The sequence below is a fragment of the candidate division KSB1 bacterium genome (genome assembly GCA_022566355.1).
Lineage (GTDB): Bacteria > Zhuqueibacterota > JdFR-76 > JdFR-76 > DREG01 > JADFJB01.
This window is the reverse complement of sequence record JADFJB010000106.1, coordinates 1-16,254: the sequence shown is the minus strand read 5'-3', so window position 1 is coordinate 16,254 and position 16,254 is coordinate 1. Positions and strand designations below refer to the sequence as shown.

Genomic DNA, 16,254 nt, shown 5'->3' with positions numbered 1-16,254 from the left:
TAATTTACACAATTATGGTTTATAAGGAAATATTTTTTTGGAAATGGGAGTTTTTTCAAATATACCTTATGCTTATCCTTCCCTCCCAACACCCAACGCATCTGCAGCCCGGTTAATGTAATTAAACCAGGATGCAATCAGGGTAATTTGTAATATTGCCGTATCGTCAAAACCAACCGATCTAAGCTTCTCATGATCGCCGGGATGAACCTTGGTTGCATCTTTTGTTATCTTTACTGCATAATCCAACATAACGCGATCTTGATCGGATAAATCGGCTTGGGTGTAATCCTGTTCCAATGTCTGAACAAGTTTTTCATCAATATTAATGCGACGCAGAAACTCTGCGTGAGATTCAATTCAGTACACACAACGATTTTGTGCGGAGACGACCGTAGCAAGCATTTCATGCTGCTGACGGGTCAACGGCAGATCCGGTGACAGTAAAACGCCGTAAGTCGCAAATGCATGAAAGGCAGCATCCGGGATTAAGCTGTGGGATGCAACAATATCAGAAGATCCTTCACCGGATGGATGAACAGGATCATCATATTCCGAAGGGTATAATGAGGCCTGTCCTTCTACGGCTTTGCGTAGTCGTTCATCTCCTTCTGAAACCGGGATTGTTTTAATCCATGTCATGTAGTTAACCTCCTTATCTCTTGAAATTAAAATAATAAACCGGTATTCCTAAAAGAACTACACCCACACCAAGTAATACTTGCAGTGGATTATTACCGGCCAAAAGCACAAGTAAACCTATGATCAAAAACAAAAAAATAGCGGGAGTCCAGGGATATCCGGGAGTTAAATAACCAGTCGAACCGCTTTGTTTTTTACGCAGGATAAACAAAGCAATGACTGTTAAAGCGATGAAGAAGACCGTTACGAAAACAAAATAAGATACGATTTGATTAAAAGTGCCAAGCGCTACCAGAATGGAGGCGAGCATAGCTTGTAAGATAATCGCTCGCGCAGGGGTACCATATTTTGGATGCACCTTAGCAGCAGCGCTCAAAAATAATTTATTTCGCGCCATCGCATAATACACCCGGGGAGCTGTCATAATGATAGCCAGCAGACTTCCCAACACCGAAATAATAACGATGATCGAAAATACTTGTCCGCCGGCATAGCCAAAAAGAACTTCACCGGCCTGGGCTGCAAAAGTCTCTCCGGAAGTTACATCTTGAACCGGTACTAAATACAAAAAAACCATAGTCGTTATGATATAAACTGTTGTAATAACCAGTACGCCGTAGATGAAAGCACGTGGTAAATTCCGATTTGGATCAGTTATTTCCCCGGCGATTTTACCGGCATCCCACCAGCCTCCGAACGAAAAGAAAGCAGCAACAATGCCCCCGGCTAATGCTACCGGCAACGGATCTGATCCGGATCTCTGTTGAAAAAATGGCTGCAGGTTGGACAAGTCACCCAATTGAAATCCAACTGCCCATATTGCAATAAACATTAAAAAGCCCACTTTAATGAATGTTAAACCACGTATTAACCAGGCGCCTAACCGGATGCCAATAATGTTAACTGCGGCTAGAATAAGAATGGTTGATATGGCAACTATTTTGATCCCGAATGGCGCAAGTTTGACCATGTAACCAACATAGCTTGCCAAACCTACGGCAAGCGCCGCGGTGATGCCGGGATCCATTACCAGGAATGACTTCCAACCATAAAGGAATGCGATCGGTTTTCCGAACGCTTCACGCAAATAGACATAACCGCCACCGGCTTCGGGAAACCTGGTGGCCAGCTCACCATAACAAAGAGCTCCGCAAATAGCCATTAAACCCATGGTCAGCCAAACGATTAACAACCAAAATGGCGATCCAATTGATTTGATCATCCCGGCGGGAGTCAGAAATATGCCAACGGCTATGACTTCGCCGATGACTGTAGCGATTGCCGTGCTTAAGCCAAGTTGTCGTTTTAATTCGTTCATTTTGATTGTGGTTCTGAAAAGTAGAAATCAATGAAATAGTTCAATAGCAACAAATTCATTTCTCAAAATTCAAAAGGATGAGTTGTTTCCTATTATTTTGTTTTTCAAAACGATTCATGAGTCGCAGAAAAATACATAAATCTTTATTGATAAGCAAGCATGCTGGTTTTTTTAATTGAAATTCTCTTTTTTTGATTCACTTGCAACACCTACAAACCCGGTCTTTATCTTAATTATATTAGAAATAATATTATAATTAACTTATATAATTTGACATTTAGGCAATTTTATTATATTTTATTCAAAAATTAATCATTTGAATAATCCCAATTTTATTTAATGAAATTAGATCAAACAGATAGAAAAATTCTCGATATTCTTCAATCCGAGGGACGGATCACTAATGCTAAATTAGCTGCAGATATTGGCATCTCGCCTCCAGGTATGCTGGAGAGGGTGAAACGACTGGAAAATACGGGGGTTATTCAGCGATATGTAGCTCTATTGGATCGCGAAAAAGTCGGTAAGGGAATTATGGCCATTGTGTCTGTGTCTTTGACTGTTCATCAATTAACTTCGGTTGATGGATTTAAGGAGGAGATCGATAAACTGGACGAAATTCTGGAATGTTTCCACATTACCGGTGAAGACGATTTTGTTCTGAAAGTAGCCGTAGACAATATCAAAGAATATGAAAATTTTATTCTGCATAAAATCAGCCAAATTCCCGGTGTGAATAAAATAAGAACATCTTTTGTTTTGTCAACAGTAAAATATGAGACCAAAGTAACCATCAATGAAAATGGAGGCAATAAAAATGGCAGTAATGGTTGATGTAAAAGAAGAAAAACGTGCAATTGATCAAGAGGGCGACTTTTTAAAACTCAATGCTATCGATCATGTGGAATTATGGGTGGGTAATGCCTACCAAAATATGTTTTTCTGGAAGACCCTGGGTTTCAAGGCTATTGCATATAGCGGGCTGGAAACCGGCAACCGTGAATTTGCCAGCTGGGTCTTGGAACAAAATAAGATTCGGTTAGTACTCAATACTCCATATAATCCCCATAGTGCAATGGCAACACATATACTGATGCATGGCGATGGGGTGAAGTCGATTGTAATTAGCGTCGATGATGTTGAAAAAGCATGGCATGAGACTACAATTCGTGGGGGTGTAAATGCTGAAGAACCTAACGAAAAATCAGATGAATTTGGTTCGATTAAGACTGCTTCTCTGCGTTGTTATGGGGAAACATTGATCAAATTCATAGAAAACACAAATTACACCGGCGCTTTCATGCCTGGCTACATGCCATTACCCGATGATGCAACCGTGAAACCTGCAGGGCTTGCAGCGATAGATCATATTGTGGGTAACGTTGAACTGGGCAAGATGAACTACTGGGTAAACTGGTTTCATCAAGTGCTTGGCTTTCGCCAGATCCTCCATTTTGATGATAAAGTGATCCATACCGCGTATTCTGCCTTGATGAGCAAAGTGATGTCCAACGACAGCGGCAGAATAAAATTTCCCATCAACGAGCCTGCCGAGGGGAGAAAAAAGAGTCAGATTGAAGAATATTTAAATTATAATTTGGGTCCGGGTGTTCAGCACCTCGCTTTAATTACGGGTGATATTATCCAAACCATGCGTGAGTTACGGGGTCGTGGATTACGATTTTTGCAAGTGCCTAAATCCTATTACGAGGCTCTCCCGGATCGAATTGGTGATATCAAAGAAAGCTATAAAGATATTGCCGAACTTGGTATATTGGCTGATCGTGATGATGAGGGTTATTTGCTGCAGATTTTTACGCAACCGATCCAGGACCGCCCGACCCTGTTTCTAGAGATTATCCAGCGAAGAGGCTCCCAGGGTTTTGGTGTCGGTAATTTCAAAGCGCTCTTTGAGAGCATCGAGATAGAACAGGAACGAAGAGGCAATTTGTAGGAGTTTTAAAAATGATTTTTGATCCAAGCAGAGAAATTCAAGATATTTTGGTTTTTGGCGAATTCGGAGATGTAAATTCTTCGATCACCGATTTCGTCAACCTATACATTCATATGCCCTGGCGAAACTGGAGTTTTGCTTGAAAAAGCCAAGAGTTAGTCATTCATAGGCTGAATGATTTTGGCGGAGGGTTTTCTTAAAACAGACGAAAATTTTCAAACGCGAATGGAACGAAAGGAAGAAAAGCTTAAAATATATTTTTATTGAAGAGGATGTCTAGATAACATTCGACAAACATTTCGAACTTATTTATAAGTGCATAAAGGGGACAGGAATTTTATCTAAGAAAATTGAGAGTAGTTTGAACTCTGATTGTTCAAGACAATTGTAATTACATTTAACGTGACATATCTTTTGACAAAAAATCACTTGATTTTGTCAAATAATATGTCGATACTTTTGTCAACACGGAGGTCAATCTATGAATATTCTAGAAACATATTCACATATAAAGTTTAAAAAACATTGGGCAATTACCAAAGAAATAGCTTTTCAATTAGGGCAATGTGACAATTTAATCAAGACAATTTCAGCATTACCGTTGCAGCCAGAATACAAAAAACAGCTATTAACTGTGTCTCTTGTAAAGGGTGCATTAGCAACCACTGCAATTGAAGGAAACACTTTAACAGAGCAAGATATAGAGAATATTCAGAAAGGGAAACATTTACCACCAAGTAAAGAATATCAGGAAATCGAGGTAAAAAATATAATTGATACTTTTAATGATATTATCAAAGATGTTGTAGTTCATAATAAATCAAGTCTAATATCCCTGAAGTTACTGCGACAATTTCACAAAGCAATAGGAAAGAACCTTGGTAAGCATTTTGAAGCAATCCCAGGCAAATTTCGTACTGATAATAGAATTGTGGGTACTTATCGGACCCCTGATCATGGAGATGTCAAAACACTAGTGGAAATGTTTTGTGATTGGCTTAAGGAAGACTTTAAATTTGAAAGGGGTCACGAGTTTTTTAATTCAATAATCAAGGCAATTGTAACTCACATTTATATAGAATTTATCCACCCTTTCGGTGATGGTAACGGTAGAACGGGTAGATTAGCTGAATTTTATATCCTTTTGCGCTCTGGAGCGCCTATTATAACTTCGCATATTTTATCAACTTTTTACAATGAAACACGTCCTGAGTACTACAGGCAATTTGAAAATGCAAAGAAAAAGAAAGACTTAACGGAGTTTATTGCATATGCAGTGCAAGGTTATCGAGATGGACTTATACAGACTTTTGAAGTAATTCGGGATAGCTTGCTGAATATTTCATGGCAAAAGTTTATATATGACCGTTTTGCAGATCAGAAATATGCAAATAAAAACGTTTTCAAACGTAGAAGAAATTTAATGTTACAATTGAACACAGAAAAAGAATTTACTCTCAATGAGATTATATTATTAACCCCGCAAATTGCAAAAGACTATGCAAGCTTATCGTTAAGGACAATTGACCGTGATTTAAAGGAGTTAGAACGTTTGGAATTATTGACCAAAAACCAGGATAAATACAAAGCAAATATTAAAGTATTGGCTCATCTTATTCCAAAGTAAGAAGTCACATTGAACCAGTTTACGAAATATAATTTTGGATAGTTTATACAACCGCACAACCATTCTTTTGGGCTCCGTTTAGCCAGTCGGAAAAGTAGAGAATTATGATTTCTGAGTGCGGAACTTTTTAAAGATCCAAACCCACTGCCCCCAGAATTTCCATGGTTTTTTGATTTTGTATAAATGCAACAATTGAGGATTTTTCAATCTTAATATTTTGGGGAATTTTTATCTTAACAACATCATTTCCTGAATGGGAGATTTTTAGTGTAACAAACTTCCTTACCACATTCTCATGATTAAGCATCCTGTTTCTATTCTCGCCTTTCGTAACCCGGCTTGATAAACCACGTTCGACAATTACAATATTCAGAACCTGATTGGCGCCGAAACCCTTCGCTTCATATTCAATGGATAATTCCTTTTGATCTTCACTTAATTTAACATCTAAATATAATTCTACTTGCGCAGGTTGCCGCAAGGCATCTTCAATTCTTTCTTTTGCAGCTCCCCTATCAGAACCAACAAATTCAACCTTTCCATTCACAATCATTTGCGGAGTATAAATTCTTGCGGTTCGAAAAGCCGCTGCGTATTTTCTCTGTCGGTCTGAATAGGCCGGATCGCTGAATGGATCGGTCCAGCCAATATAATTCCAATAATCGACGTGAAAGGAAATGGGGAATATATTTCTACTATTTTCTTTTTCGTTTCTAACAAGTTCTGCCAGCAGCTTATCAGCAGGAGGACAACTGGAACATCCTTCCGAAGTAAATAATTCGACAACAGCAAAATGTTGCGGATTGGTTTTGCTGGAAATTTTGGAGTCCGGTTGTGCAAAAGTGACATTGGATACAAATAATACGGTAATGGGAAAGAGGTAGATTAAAATGTGACTCATTTTTAGAATACCAAATTTACGGTTAAGCAACCTGGGCAATATCAAAATCAGGAAACAAAATTACTGCAGGATGTACTTTTAAAGCTTGAGCTAATATTATGGCTCGCTCTCTACCTATACTTCTAGCATTGGTTTCCATTGCAGAAATATTGGATTGAGGTATTGCAGTTATTTCAGCCAATTCTTTTTGGTTGAGCTCTTGCAATTCTCTGAGAGTTTTTAACATTTCACCTGGAGTAATTTCTTTGTTTACCTTAGCTTTTACAAAATCTTTTTTGTTAATTTCCATAATCTCAACCTACAATTAATTGCCTCGAATCATTACGATCCATCAAAAATAAAATTCTATCTTCAAAAAGCCGCTATTAGGAAAATACCAGTATTCATCCAGGTTGTCGCCAAAGAAAAATTGACCGCCAAGTCCGAGGTAGGTATTTTGGCCGGCCGAATAATTGATCATCCCGAGAAAGTAACCGCTGTTATCATCCAGGTTGAGGTTTATCGACAAAGACGAAGAGACCAACGGATAAAGTAAATAATTAGCGCTGATAAAAAGATAATTCTTAGCCACATTCAGAATTTCACCCTGCAATAGTTTTAGCAGATTATATTTCCGTTTATCTTTTGAACCCTCTCCATTAAATTGGTACTCCATTAAAGTATACAACCTGGCTGTAAATTGATAATCCAGCCCAAGAATATAGCGGGCAAAATTAGATCCAAAATCATCTTTTTTCCCGGAAATAATGGCCTCGCCACGAAACCCGGCTTTAAAAAGGTTACCGGCAAAATCCCCTCCCATTATGATTCTTTCATCAAAAATGCCGGATACAATTGAAAAATCGTATTTATGCAAGTTGGTGCGAAAACGGACACCGGCATTACTCGGGTTTTCTTCCTGGGGATTAAAGACCAAAGTCAAATCGGTAAAATCACCCAAATAAAATTTGCCTGTAATTAAATCGGCTCCATCTTTTTCGATCTTGGCAAAATTAGCAGGATTGATGGGGTTGAATAAATCGGTAGGATTCCAAATTCGGCCACTGCCCCAGGCAATCCGTTGACGACCAATAGTAATCTGACCAAAATCGAATTCCTGGCGATAATAAAAGCGATCGATAAAATGTTGGCTACTCCAGTGCCGTTCATCCAGAAGAGTCCAGTTTAGATCGAATAGTTGTCGCTTTGCCCGGGGAAATGCAACTTGTGAAAACGATAATTGCGACTGGTAAAATGTTGTCACTTCGTATTCAATCGAAAGCCTGGATTCCGCATTAAATTCGATAGTCGGCCTCAGCCGTAAACGGGTTATATTGAATTGTTGATCCCGATTGAACTGAAAAAGCTGTGAGATGTTTTGATTATTTCTCTGGAAAACCGGTAAATCGATTATATAACCGGAAAAATTGAATTGAATTTGGGTGAATCCACAAACGGGGAACAATAAAATGCTGAGTAGAATTCTTAATGCTGTGGCTTTCATAATGTAGATTCCTGCTCACCACTCCTTTCTCAACATGAATGTTGAGTTACATTATTTGATCCTGGTCAATGAGGCCATCAACGAGTGTAACCAATCTTTTGGCACGATCTATAACTTGCTGGGCATGCGAAGAGAAAATAAAAGTGATCTGCTTGTCTTGATTCATCTTGCCCATTAAATCGAGAAGAACATTACCGGTTTTGGAATCCAGGTTTGCAGTGGGTTCGTCTGCAAGAATAATCGACGGATTATTGACTATCGCCCTTGCCACTGCAACCCGCTGTTGTTGTCCACCACTCATCTCATTCGGTAATTTATCCGCCAGTTCTCCTATCCCCAAATCCTCCAGTGCTTCCATGGCCCGGCCATGTCTTTCTTTTTCCGAAATTCCAAGCAACATCATGGTAAATTCAATATTTTCCAACGCTGTAAGTACAGGCATCAAATTGTAAGCCTGGAAAACAAATCCCAGTTTATGTAATCGTAGATCCCCTAATTCATTCCTCGACTTTTGACTAATGTCCTCACCCTCGATAAATACTTTGCCATTGGTAGGTTTATCGAGACCACCCATTAGGTTCAATAATGTTGTTTTCCCAGAACCTGATGGCCCGGCAATCACAACATATTCACCCTTTTTTATGTCCAGGCTTACTCCTCGTAGTGCATGAACCGGGACACCATTGTCCTTGTATATTTTTTCCACGTTTTCTGTTTTTATGACCGACATTTTTCTGGTTCCATATTTGTTCTTGATTTTGTCTCTATGTCATTGCGAGGAATCCCGAGCTGTCGGGATGACGAAGCAATCTCCTTTTGTGTGGTATCAGATCGCCACGTCGCTTCTCTCTTCGCGAAGACACGGATTGAAAATGAAATCATTACACATATCGAATCGCCTGAATTGGATCGAGCCTGGCTGCTTTAATGGCCGGATACAATGCGCCAATCACGGAAAATATTGGGATCACGACCAATGAATTGATAACACTATCAACGGTGAGAACCGGGTAGAGAATAACTCCGGATCCAAATGAATTTAGACTTTCGGAAAACAAACTTAGATCGATTCCGACATCGGCCAACCAAAAATAAAGAGTCAATCCCACCGTAAACCCGATCAATGTTCCAAGCACGCCCAATACTAACGATTCCATTATTATCATCGAAAATAATTTACGACTGCGCATACCGATGGCCATCAAAACACCAAATTCATGAATTCTTTCAAAGACCGACATCAGCATGGTATTGATGATGCCAAAAATCAATGCCAGGCCAATGATTGCATAAAAAATAAACATGGATTGTTTATAGAGATCTATTTGCATAACCGATAATGGCAGTAGTTCTGCATAGTTAAGCACTTCATAATTTTCATCAAGTTTTGCCGTAATAGTCTCATCCAGGTTGGGTACATTGTTTAGATCATCTGATATGATGGCAATTTCAGAAATCTTGCCCGTCAATCCCAGCATTTCTTGTGCATTCTGCAATGAAATATAGATCGAAAATTGATCAAATTTGGAGCTGAAGGTTTTATACAATCCAACAATTCGGAATGCATCCGAACCGATTCTTCCATCCAAAGAAGACGCCATTCCAACGACTTTATCTCCCAACTCAACGTCCAGTTTTTCCGCTAATTTTTTACCCATCACAATCTCATTAAATTTGCCGCTGAGATAGACCCCCTCGATAATAGATTCTTTAATCTTTGTAATTTTTTGTTCATCATTGGGAATGATGCCGACAATCATCACGCCGGCTGAATTGTATGCACTGCTCATCAAACCCATGCTAATAACTCTTTTGCTGTAATACTTTACCTGGGGATTTGCAATGAGTTTTGCTTCAACTGACCGCTCATCCGGAATATAATTTTGAATAATTTTATTATCATTAAAGCCATTTTTGTGGATCTGGATATGAGAAACGTGGGAGCCAATTTGATTATCTAATATTTGCTGCATAAATCCAAGCGACAACGTACTGGATAGGATGACAGCAATAACACCGATCATGATCGAAATCATGACGATGATCGATCGTCTTTTATTTCTCCATATGTTTCGCCAGGCTATTTTGAATAACATTTGGTGTTTTGATTTTGTAGTCTTATTGTTTAAATTCTAATTCAGTTCTTGTTAATTTTATTTACTTTTTTACAATTGTGATTCTAATCCACCAGTTGGCGGAGAGAATCTCTTGATCTCAGACTTCTAATTTATTGTTCATAATTAGATGTAATCCAATCCTTAATAGATTCTTCACTCCACCGCGTTCCGTTCATAATGACAACTAACTTATCAGAATAATTTTAGAGAAAAAACTAAGTATATCTAATTCCCTTTAAAGGCTCTAACTTGAAAACTTTAAATGCCGGGTAAAAACTAGCAGCAATTGTGATGAGTAATAAGTTGAGTGTTGAGTTGATAAATACACTCGGTTTTAAGGTCGAATAAATTTTAGGTATGAAACCATATTCTTCATACAACAATGCAAAATCTCCGCTAAACTCGATAGGATTTAGAAATATGTAATAATTAATCCCGAGAGCGATTATATTCCCAATAATCAAACCAATGACTGCGATGATAAAGCTTTCGATTAAAACCAGGATGACGAGTGTAGAATTTCGCATGCCCATCGCAAGTGCGACACCAAATTCGTTAAATCGTTCCGTAACAGACATTAGAATAGCGTTTAAAATCCCAAAGGCCACGACCACGATGAGAATCCACAAAAAAATCAAACCGCTAATGTTATCCAATTCGATAGATTGCTTTAAATCCGGCATAATCTCCAGCCATGAAGGAATGTCGAGATCCTCAGGTAAATAGGGTTTTAATTTTTTTTGAAACGCATCCACCTGGTTTAAACTGACCAAAGAAATTGCAACGGAATTGACACGTCCTTCCATAGCCAGCAATTCCTGCAATACGGAAAGTCCCATGAAAATGACTGTGCCATCGAATTCTGGCGATCCGATTTTGACTGTCCCGGCAATTTCATACTTAAAATTTCCTAATGATCCATCTATACCCTGGGCCAATACGACCACGGTATCGCCAATTTCCGCATTCAGGTTTTGCAGCAGCTTGTACCCTAAAATGATCGAATAACTACTGTCGGTTTGGAAAAAACTGCCCTGGTTTAATTTGGAATTAAATATTGAAACATTGGCTTCTGAATCGGGTACAATGCCAAAGATCACCGCGCCCATCGAGTTCTCTTTAAAGCTGATTAATCCCTGGGCATTTACACGAGGAGTAAACCCTGTTACCTGCTCTTCGTTGGCGAGGATAGTTTGCAGGTTTCCATCGAAGCGGAAACTCTTCTGCAAGGATGGATTGTCTAAATAGCCGGCCTTTTGTACCTGTAGATAACCTGAGAATAAACTGACTGCATGTTTGATATTAGCTTCGTAGGTACCAATTTGAATACCCCGCATGGCAATGGCGAGCATCGCGGCAAATACAACTGCACATATGGTTATGATCGTTCGACGTTTATTGCGCCATAAATTTCGCCAGGCCAGTTTTAACAGAAGATTCATGGTTAATTGCCACGCTCCAGTTCACGAAATGAAAAAATCCGGTCACTGATCACAATATCAAATTTAATGTCATGAACAATAAATTCTGTACGGTGACCCACCTTTACTTTATTAACCATAATATGCCGGGTTGGGGTTTTACGGCCGCCTAAAACTTTATAATCCGTATATTGTATTGATCTTATATATTTATCTTTTTCATCATAAAAATCCACTTTTGCGGGTAAATTGTCACTTTTTCTCACCCAATAAAAAAGGTTACCCCAGACCACAGCGACGCCTTCATTAGGTGTCATCTTTATTTTCCAGCAGTTTTCATTCTCAACGATCTCTTCCCCTAATAATTCAAGATCATAATCTTCGTAAAGATTGGATTCCCTGACCAGGTCATCATTGGTGAAATCCGAACCGTTCCAGGATTGCAGCATCATGGATGGCGGAATTTTAATAGTGGTTTCCGTATTTTTCAGGAATTGCCACATTTCGGTTCCGATTTTGAGAGTCTTGTTGCCGGCTTCACGTTTAGGAGATCGGATGACAATTAGCGCCTTTTCGTTGCCAACCCACCAGCTATCCATCTCTAATTTTCGGGTGTAATCAGGCGTTACAACGGTCATGGTGAATGATCCTTGTGATGTTTCGCCGCGTAATAAATCTTCCGATTTTTTAACGATCTCGAAAGCTGTTTGTGCAAATGAAATTTGTGCCATAAAATACAGCGAAAGCAAAAGAAAGCATTTACGCATTACACATACCTTTGAAAAAAATAGAATTACCTAACTATTTGATACGATAGGTTTTTCCTGTAGATTCTATAAATTGCACTATTGATGAAATATGAGAAAAAATTGAAATTAAATTTGAATGTAAAAGGGTTTGGATTCAAGGGGAATTGGGGGGTAATATTGTTTAGAAAACAAAAATATGGCTCAAAAAAATAATTGCTTGTTTTACTTTTTTCTTGACTTTTCCTAACCGGTTTGGTAGATTCAGATAAAACGAAATCTTAACATATTAACATATTTTGGGGATTACAAGGAAGTAAAGTTTGCTAAATCTGCAAACCACAGTATTATGCTGTTTGAAAGGGGATTTTGGTTTTATGTAAAAAAAATTACAACGGACAAATTTCAATTAATTTTTAAATAAAGGATTCTTATTAATCGCAATGGTCCATAATAATCGGCATAAACCACTACCTATGGTAGTGGTATGAGTATTTTGCAAAAATATACTTCTGAGGATGAAAAAGAAAGATATTTTAGCCGTTAAAGATTCAATAGATGAATTGAAAAAGTGGGTGCTATGTTTGAGGGTATTTTGAGAAATCGGATAGATTTATATGGGAAAGTCGAAGATGCCTGCCTTTTTTCTGTCATTCCAAAAGATTACTAAAATCAAATAAACAAGAAATTTCTTGAAATTGGCAATAATATTATTATATTGCCAATAAATAGGAGTTGTATTTATGTTAGCAACTTTAGATAAATTTGGGAGAATCTTAATCCCTAAAAAATTTAGAGAGCACCTTGGAATATCAAGTGATACAACAATGAATATCGTTGAAGATGGGGAGCGAATTATCATTGAACCCATTAAGGAAAAGGAACCTCTTGTAAAAAAAGATGGCTTACTTATCTTTACTGGAAAGATTCAAGGTGATCTCGATCAGACGCTTCGTTCAAATCGCTCCCGACGGATGAAAAAAGTTTTACATTTAGATGACAAATGATTTGAAGATACTCTTTGATAGTTCAGTTTTAATTTGCGCTATGGTTGAAGCTCATCCAAAGCATAATCCCGCATTATCATGGTTAAAACGCGCTAAAGATAAAGAATTTAGATTTTTGGTTTCTGCTCATTCATTGTTAGAGATATACAGTGTTCTTACCACCGCACCATTTAAACCTAATATTTCTCCAGCCACTGCTAAAAAACTCATTGAAACTAATATCACGAAATATGCAACGATCCAATCTCTAACTCCAAATGAATACTCAAGATTACTTGAGTCTATTACTTCACTCGAACTTAAAGGTGGGATTGTTTATGATGCTTTGATATTCGAATGTGCCAAAAAATCTAAAGCTGATAAAATTATCACATCCAATGCAGCAGATTTTTTAAGATTAAATATTGACCATTCACTTGAAATTATTTCGCTGTAATAATAATTAACTTTTTGACTACTGTGACTTCAATTATCGCGAAACGCTGTCCAGATTGTGAAGAAAATCAAAACGCAGATAAATCAAATCATCGATAAGTTTGCTCCGGATAAAATTATTTTGTTCGGTTCTTATGCTTATGGCAAACAAACTCCTGAAAGTGATGTGGATTTATTGATTATTATGAATTCAAACAATTCATTATGGGCTTGAGTTCGGAAATCTCATTGACCTTTGACCACTCATTTCCATTTGATATCATCATTGAGTTCATTCTAAAAAGGAGGGATACCGATTCCATCGCTCTCATAAGTATTTGTTTTTATGCATCAATTTTTTTAGAAAAGCGATTGAATCGGTTTTTAGAGTAGACTCATCATTAAAACACAAAAACAAATAACCAAACGATTTGCAATGTGGTGATTTTTTTCTAAATGACATAATCATCTCAGGTAAAGTTCTTTATGAACGAAATAGTGAAAGAATGGATAAATAAATAAAGCAGAAACTGACTACCAATATAAAGAGAATTAATTCAACTCGAATTAAATGAGTCAAACCTACAAAAAGGTAATCATAATGAAAAACAGAATTAAACTAATCACAATTATTTTATTTGTAATTGCCAATTGCCTTAGTGCAATCAGTCAAACAACCCCCCAGCCATTTGATTGGGATGAATACAATAAGAATTCGATCAGTTTGGGCGGATTACAATTTACACCGGATGGTGACTTTTTACTTTTCTCCACACGTAAAGCGGATTTCGAAACCAATCGATGGATTAATAAAAATCAGCTAATGGATATGAAGTCAAAAAAGATCACTGAGTTAAATTTTGATCAAAAAGAGGTGAGAGATGTGCAATGGTCCCCTCGGAAAATACCTTTCGTATGTGGCCAGGATTAATAACCAGAGCCAAATTGTCATACAGGAATTCCAAAATGGTAAATCCGAAGTGATCAGCAATCACAAAACTGGCGTATCCAGTTTTTATTGGAGCCCGGATGAGACTAAGATCGCATTTATTGCAAGAGATGAAAAACCACAAAAGTCGGAAAGTGAAACCTTTATAAAAGCCTTTGAAGTGAAACCTCATGGCTATTTGGATTTTCAATCCTACCTTTCGTCTCATTTGTTTATCCTGAACATAAATAACAAAAAAACCAAAAGATTGACAGAGGGAGGCTGGACTGTTAATGGTGGTGTGAGCTGGTCAACAGACGGAAGAACTCTTGATTTTAGTAGAAAAGAAAACCCTTTACCTTCGGAATGGCACAAAAACAAGATTATGTTGCTTGATCTTGAGTCCGGAAGTTTAACCGGTTATTCCGACAGGGATGGTTTTGAATACAATCCTGCCTTCTCTCCGAACGGCAAACATTTTGTCTACAGTCGAATTATTGATCAAAACCCAGCTGGGATGAGGGACTTATTCATTCAAACCGGAAAAAACAAACCAGTAAATCTCACCCGTTGGTTGGAAAAATATTTGTGATTGAACTAACCATATTTTGAAGGACCATATTGTAGATAGGTATAGAAATGAAAACCGTATTGATTTTATTCTTCGTATTTTTGGGATGCATTTCGGATCTGGCCGCTCAAATGCATGTTCGATACCCATTAAAATGGGCTGCTTTAGCCCAAAAGCTTGTGGAGCGACTGGATATTCAAAAGGATGAAAAAGTCTTGCTGGTTGCGTATCCGGGTTTGTTCGACGACATCATTCCGCATCTGCGTTATGAGATTATGAAACGAGGGGGTGTTGATCTTGGTGTCATGGATGTTTTGCAAAGACCATTGCCGGAGACCTGGGATAAGACAGTGCTCGCAAAGGCAAACAACCAGGCTCGGGAAGCTCTTCGTAACATGCTGCAATCGGTTGATGCTTCCATAATGCTGCCCGGCGCGTTACCGTCAAATCCAGTATATGCTGCTATCCAGGATCTGCTTCGCGAGGGTCGAGGGCGTACAGTCCATTTTCATTGGCTTGCGGCAGGTAGTGCGCTGGCAATTCCGGGTCAACCGTTACCCACACCTGAGTTAATTGACGCAACCTATCAAAATGCGATTTTGCAGGCTGATTACCAACAGATTCGACAGGCTCAACTAAATTTTATCGAAGCGATGCGCCAGGCCGAGGTTCGGGTAACCACTCCGGCCGGGACAGACCTGCGCTTTCGGGTAGGGTTCCGCCCGGTAAATATGCAAGACGGCGATGCATCGGCCGCACGAATGAAAAGTGCAAAGATACTGATCGATCGTGAGATCGAGCTTCCCTGTGGCGCCATCCGCGTCGCACCTTTGGAGCAATCTGTGAATGGCGTCATCGCTTTCCCGCCGTCCCAATGGGATGGACGACCTGTGACTGGTCTCAAACTCAGGTTCTCAGAAGGACGCATCGTTCACCTGGAGGCCGAGTCGGGCATAGAATTTGTTGAAGCGGAAATGCAGCGCGGAGGAGATGCCGCGAAACAACTGCGTGAATTTGCCCTTGGATTTAATCCGTTATTGGCGGTACCGGACAAGAACCCATGGATCCCTTATTACGGCTATGGTTCCGGTGTGGTTCGACTCTCCCTGGGCGACAATTCCGAAC

General features: G+C 38.7%; 19 protein-coding genes. 9 read left to right on the top strand and 10 right to left on the bottom strand.

Annotated elements, in window-relative coordinates:
- Nucleotides 1-72 precede the first annotated feature (72 nt).
- The 3 genes from IIC38_15915 to IIC38_15905 are packed head-to-tail and all read right to left on the bottom strand — an operon-like array spanning nt 73 to nt 1,960.
- The gene (locus IIC38_15915; protein ID MCH8127423.1) at nt 73-300 is read right to left on the bottom strand and encodes a peroxidase; all 228 of its coding nucleotides are present in this window, start codon (nt 298-300) and stop codon (nt 73-75) included.
- 60 nt (nt 301-360) lie between these two features.
- Complete coding sequence (locus IIC38_15910; protein MCH8127422.1) at nt 361-642, bottom strand: hypothetical protein; 282 nt, start codon at nt 640-642, stop codon at nt 361-363.
- 13 nt (nt 643-655) lie between these two features.
- On the bottom strand, nt 656-1,960 hold the full coding sequence (locus IIC38_15905; GenBank protein MCH8127421.1) for an amino acid permease: 1,305 nt from the start codon (nt 1,958-1,960) through the stop codon (nt 656-658).
- 339 nt (nt 1,961-2,299) lie between these two features.
- Between IIC38_15905 and IIC38_15900 the strand changes: the two genes are divergently transcribed.
- The 3 genes from IIC38_15900 to IIC38_15890 all read left to right on the top strand — a co-directional run bounded on the left by IIC38_15900 (nt 2,300) and on the right by IIC38_15890 (nt 5,541).
- Nucleotides 2,300-2,794 (top strand): Lrp/AsnC family transcriptional regulator, encoded by a 495-nt coding sequence (locus tag IIC38_15900; GenBank protein ID MCH8127420.1) that lies wholly within the window; start codon nt 2,300-2,302, stop codon nt 2,792-2,794.
- Nucleotides 2,787-3,914: a 4-hydroxyphenylpyruvate dioxygenase gene (gene hppD / locus IIC38_15895; GenBank protein MCH8127419.1), complete on the top strand. Its 1,128-nt coding sequence runs from the start codon at nt 2,787-2,789 to the stop codon at nt 3,912-3,914. The genes IIC38_15900 and hppD overlap by 8 nt, the downstream gene beginning before the upstream one ends.
- A 481-nt stretch (nt 3,915-4,395) precedes the next feature.
- Nucleotides 4,396-5,541: a Fic family protein gene (locus tag IIC38_15890; GenBank protein ID MCH8127418.1), complete on the top strand. Its 1,146-nt coding sequence runs from the start codon at nt 4,396-4,398 to the stop codon at nt 5,539-5,541.
- Between the two features lie 127 nt (nt 5,542-5,668).
- Here IIC38_15890 and IIC38_15885 read toward each other — a convergent pair whose 3' ends face one another.
- The 7 genes from IIC38_15885 to IIC38_15855 all read right to left on the bottom strand — a co-directional run bounded on the left by IIC38_15885 (nt 5,669) and on the right by IIC38_15855 (nt 12,230).
- Nucleotides 5,669-6,442, bottom strand: a complete 774-nt coding sequence (locus IIC38_15885; protein ID MCH8127417.1) for a DUF1223 domain-containing protein — start codon at nt 6,440-6,442, stop codon at nt 5,669-5,671.
- Between the two features lie 22 nt (nt 6,443-6,464).
- The gene (locus IIC38_15880; protein MCH8127416.1) at nt 6,465-6,731 is read right to left on the bottom strand and encodes a helix-turn-helix transcriptional regulator; all 267 of its coding nucleotides are present in this window, start codon (nt 6,729-6,731) and stop codon (nt 6,465-6,467) included.
- Between the two features lie 42 nt (nt 6,732-6,773).
- Entirely contained in the window at nt 6,774-7,925 is a 1,152-nt protein-coding gene (locus IIC38_15875) for a hypothetical protein (protein ID MCH8127415.1), read from the bottom strand.
- 46 nt (nt 7,926-7,971) lie between these two features.
- Nucleotides 7,972-8,655: an ABC transporter ATP-binding protein gene (locus IIC38_15870; GenBank protein ID MCH8127414.1), complete on the bottom strand. Its 684-nt coding sequence runs from the start codon at nt 8,653-8,655 to the stop codon at nt 7,972-7,974.
- 151 nt (nt 8,656-8,806) lie between these two features.
- Nucleotides 8,807-10,021 carry an ABC transporter permease gene (locus IIC38_15865; GenBank protein MCH8127413.1) on the bottom strand — a complete coding sequence of 405 codons (1,215 nt, stop codon included), beginning with the start codon at nt 10,019-10,021 and terminating at the stop codon, nt 8,807-8,809.
- A gap of 236 nt (nt 10,022-10,257) precedes the next feature.
- Nucleotides 10,258-11,484 carry an ABC transporter permease gene (locus IIC38_15860; GenBank protein MCH8127412.1) on the bottom strand — a complete coding sequence of 409 codons (1,227 nt, stop codon included), beginning with the start codon at nt 11,482-11,484 and terminating at the stop codon, nt 10,258-10,260.
- Between the two features lie 2 nt (nt 11,485-11,486).
- Nucleotides 11,487-12,230 carry an outer membrane lipoprotein-sorting protein gene (locus IIC38_15855; protein ID MCH8127411.1) on the bottom strand — a complete coding sequence of 248 codons (744 nt, stop codon included), beginning with the start codon at nt 12,228-12,230 and terminating at the stop codon, nt 11,487-11,489.
- Between the two features lie 722 nt (nt 12,231-12,952).
- On the opposite strand from IIC38_15855, the gene IIC38_15850 reads away from it, so the two are divergent.
- From IIC38_15850 to IIC38_15825, 6 genes are all read left to right on the top strand, one after another.
- Nucleotides 12,953-13,216: an AbrB/MazE/SpoVT family DNA-binding domain-containing protein gene (locus tag IIC38_15850; GenBank protein MCH8127410.1), complete on the top strand. Its 264-nt coding sequence runs from the start codon at nt 12,953-12,955 to the stop codon at nt 13,214-13,216.
- Nucleotides 13,206-13,652, top strand: coding sequence for a PIN domain-containing protein (locus tag IIC38_15845; GenBank protein ID MCH8127409.1), 447 nt, complete (start codon nt 13,206-13,208; stop codon nt 13,650-13,652). Before IIC38_15850 ends, IIC38_15845 begins: the two co-directional genes overlap by 11 nt.
- A 78-nt stretch (nt 13,653-13,730) precedes the next feature.
- Complete coding sequence (locus IIC38_15840) at nt 13,731-13,865, top strand: nucleotidyltransferase domain-containing protein (GenBank protein MCH8127408.1); 135 nt, start codon at nt 13,731-13,733, stop codon at nt 13,863-13,865.
- 366 nt (nt 13,866-14,231) lie between these two features.
- The gene (locus IIC38_15835; protein ID MCH8127407.1) at nt 14,232-14,561 is read left to right on the top strand and encodes a hypothetical protein; all 330 of its coding nucleotides are present in this window, start codon (nt 14,232-14,234) and stop codon (nt 14,559-14,561) included.
- Nucleotides 14,512-15,150 (top strand): DPP IV N-terminal domain-containing protein, encoded by a 639-nt coding sequence (locus IIC38_15830; GenBank protein ID MCH8127406.1) that lies wholly within the window; start codon nt 14,512-14,514, stop codon nt 15,148-15,150. Before IIC38_15835 ends, IIC38_15830 begins: the two co-directional genes overlap by 50 nt.
- Before the next feature lie 110 nt (nt 15,151-15,260).
- The coding region (locus IIC38_15825) for an aminopeptidase (protein ID MCH8127405.1) at nt 15,261-16,254 on the top strand (994 nt) is incomplete at its 3' end.

Coding starts and splice junctions, on each gene's coding strand:
- IIC38_15890 (MCH8127418.1), top strand. CDS start 4,396: ATGAATATTCTAGAAACATATTCACATATAAAGTTTAAAAAACATTGG.
- IIC38_15860 (MCH8127412.1), bottom strand. CDS start 11,484: ATGAATCTTCTGTTAAAACTGGCCTGGCGAAATTTATGGCGCAATAAA.
- hppD (MCH8127419.1), top strand. CDS start 2,787: ATGGTTGATGTAAAAGAAGAAAAACGTGCAATTGATCAAGAGGGCGAC.
- IIC38_15855 (MCH8127411.1), bottom strand. CDS start 12,230: ATGCGTAAATGCTTTCTTTTGCTTTCGCTGTATTTTATGGCACAAATT.
- IIC38_15910 (MCH8127422.1), bottom strand. CDS start 642: ATGACATGGATTAAAACAATCCCGGTTTCAGAAGGAGATGAACGACTA.
- IIC38_15830 (MCH8127406.1), top strand. CDS start 14,512: ATGTGCAATGGTCCCCTCGGAAAATACCTTTCGTATGTGGCCAGGATT.
- IIC38_15870 (MCH8127414.1), bottom strand. CDS start 8,655: ATGTCGGTCATAAAAACAGAAAACGTGGAAAAAATATACAAGGACAAT.
- IIC38_15865 (MCH8127413.1), bottom strand. CDS start 10,021: ATGTTATTCAAAATAGCCTGGCGAAACATATGGAGAAATAAAAGACGA.
- IIC38_15845 (MCH8127409.1), top strand. CDS start 13,206: ATGACAAATGATTTGAAGATACTCTTTGATAGTTCAGTTTTAATTTGC.
- IIC38_15850 (MCH8127410.1), top strand. CDS start 12,953: ATGTTAGCAACTTTAGATAAATTTGGGAGAATCTTAATCCCTAAAAAA.
- IIC38_15875 (MCH8127415.1), bottom strand. CDS start 7,925: ATGAAAGCCACAGCATTAAGAATTCTACTCAGCATTTTATTGTTCCCC.
- IIC38_15905 (MCH8127421.1), bottom strand. CDS start 1,960: ATGAACGAATTAAAACGACAACTTGGCTTAAGCACGGCAATCGCTACA.
- IIC38_15900 (MCH8127420.1), top strand. CDS start 2,300: ATGAAATTAGATCAAACAGATAGAAAAATTCTCGATATTCTTCAATCC.
- IIC38_15880 (MCH8127416.1), bottom strand. CDS start 6,731: ATGGAAATTAACAAAAAAGATTTTGTAAAAGCTAAGGTAAACAAAGAA.
- IIC38_15885 (MCH8127417.1), bottom strand. CDS start 6,442: ATGAGTCACATTTTAATCTACCTCTTTCCCATTACCGTATTATTTGTA.
- IIC38_15835 (MCH8127407.1), top strand. CDS start 14,232: ATGAAAAACAGAATTAAACTAATCACAATTATTTTATTTGTAATTGCC.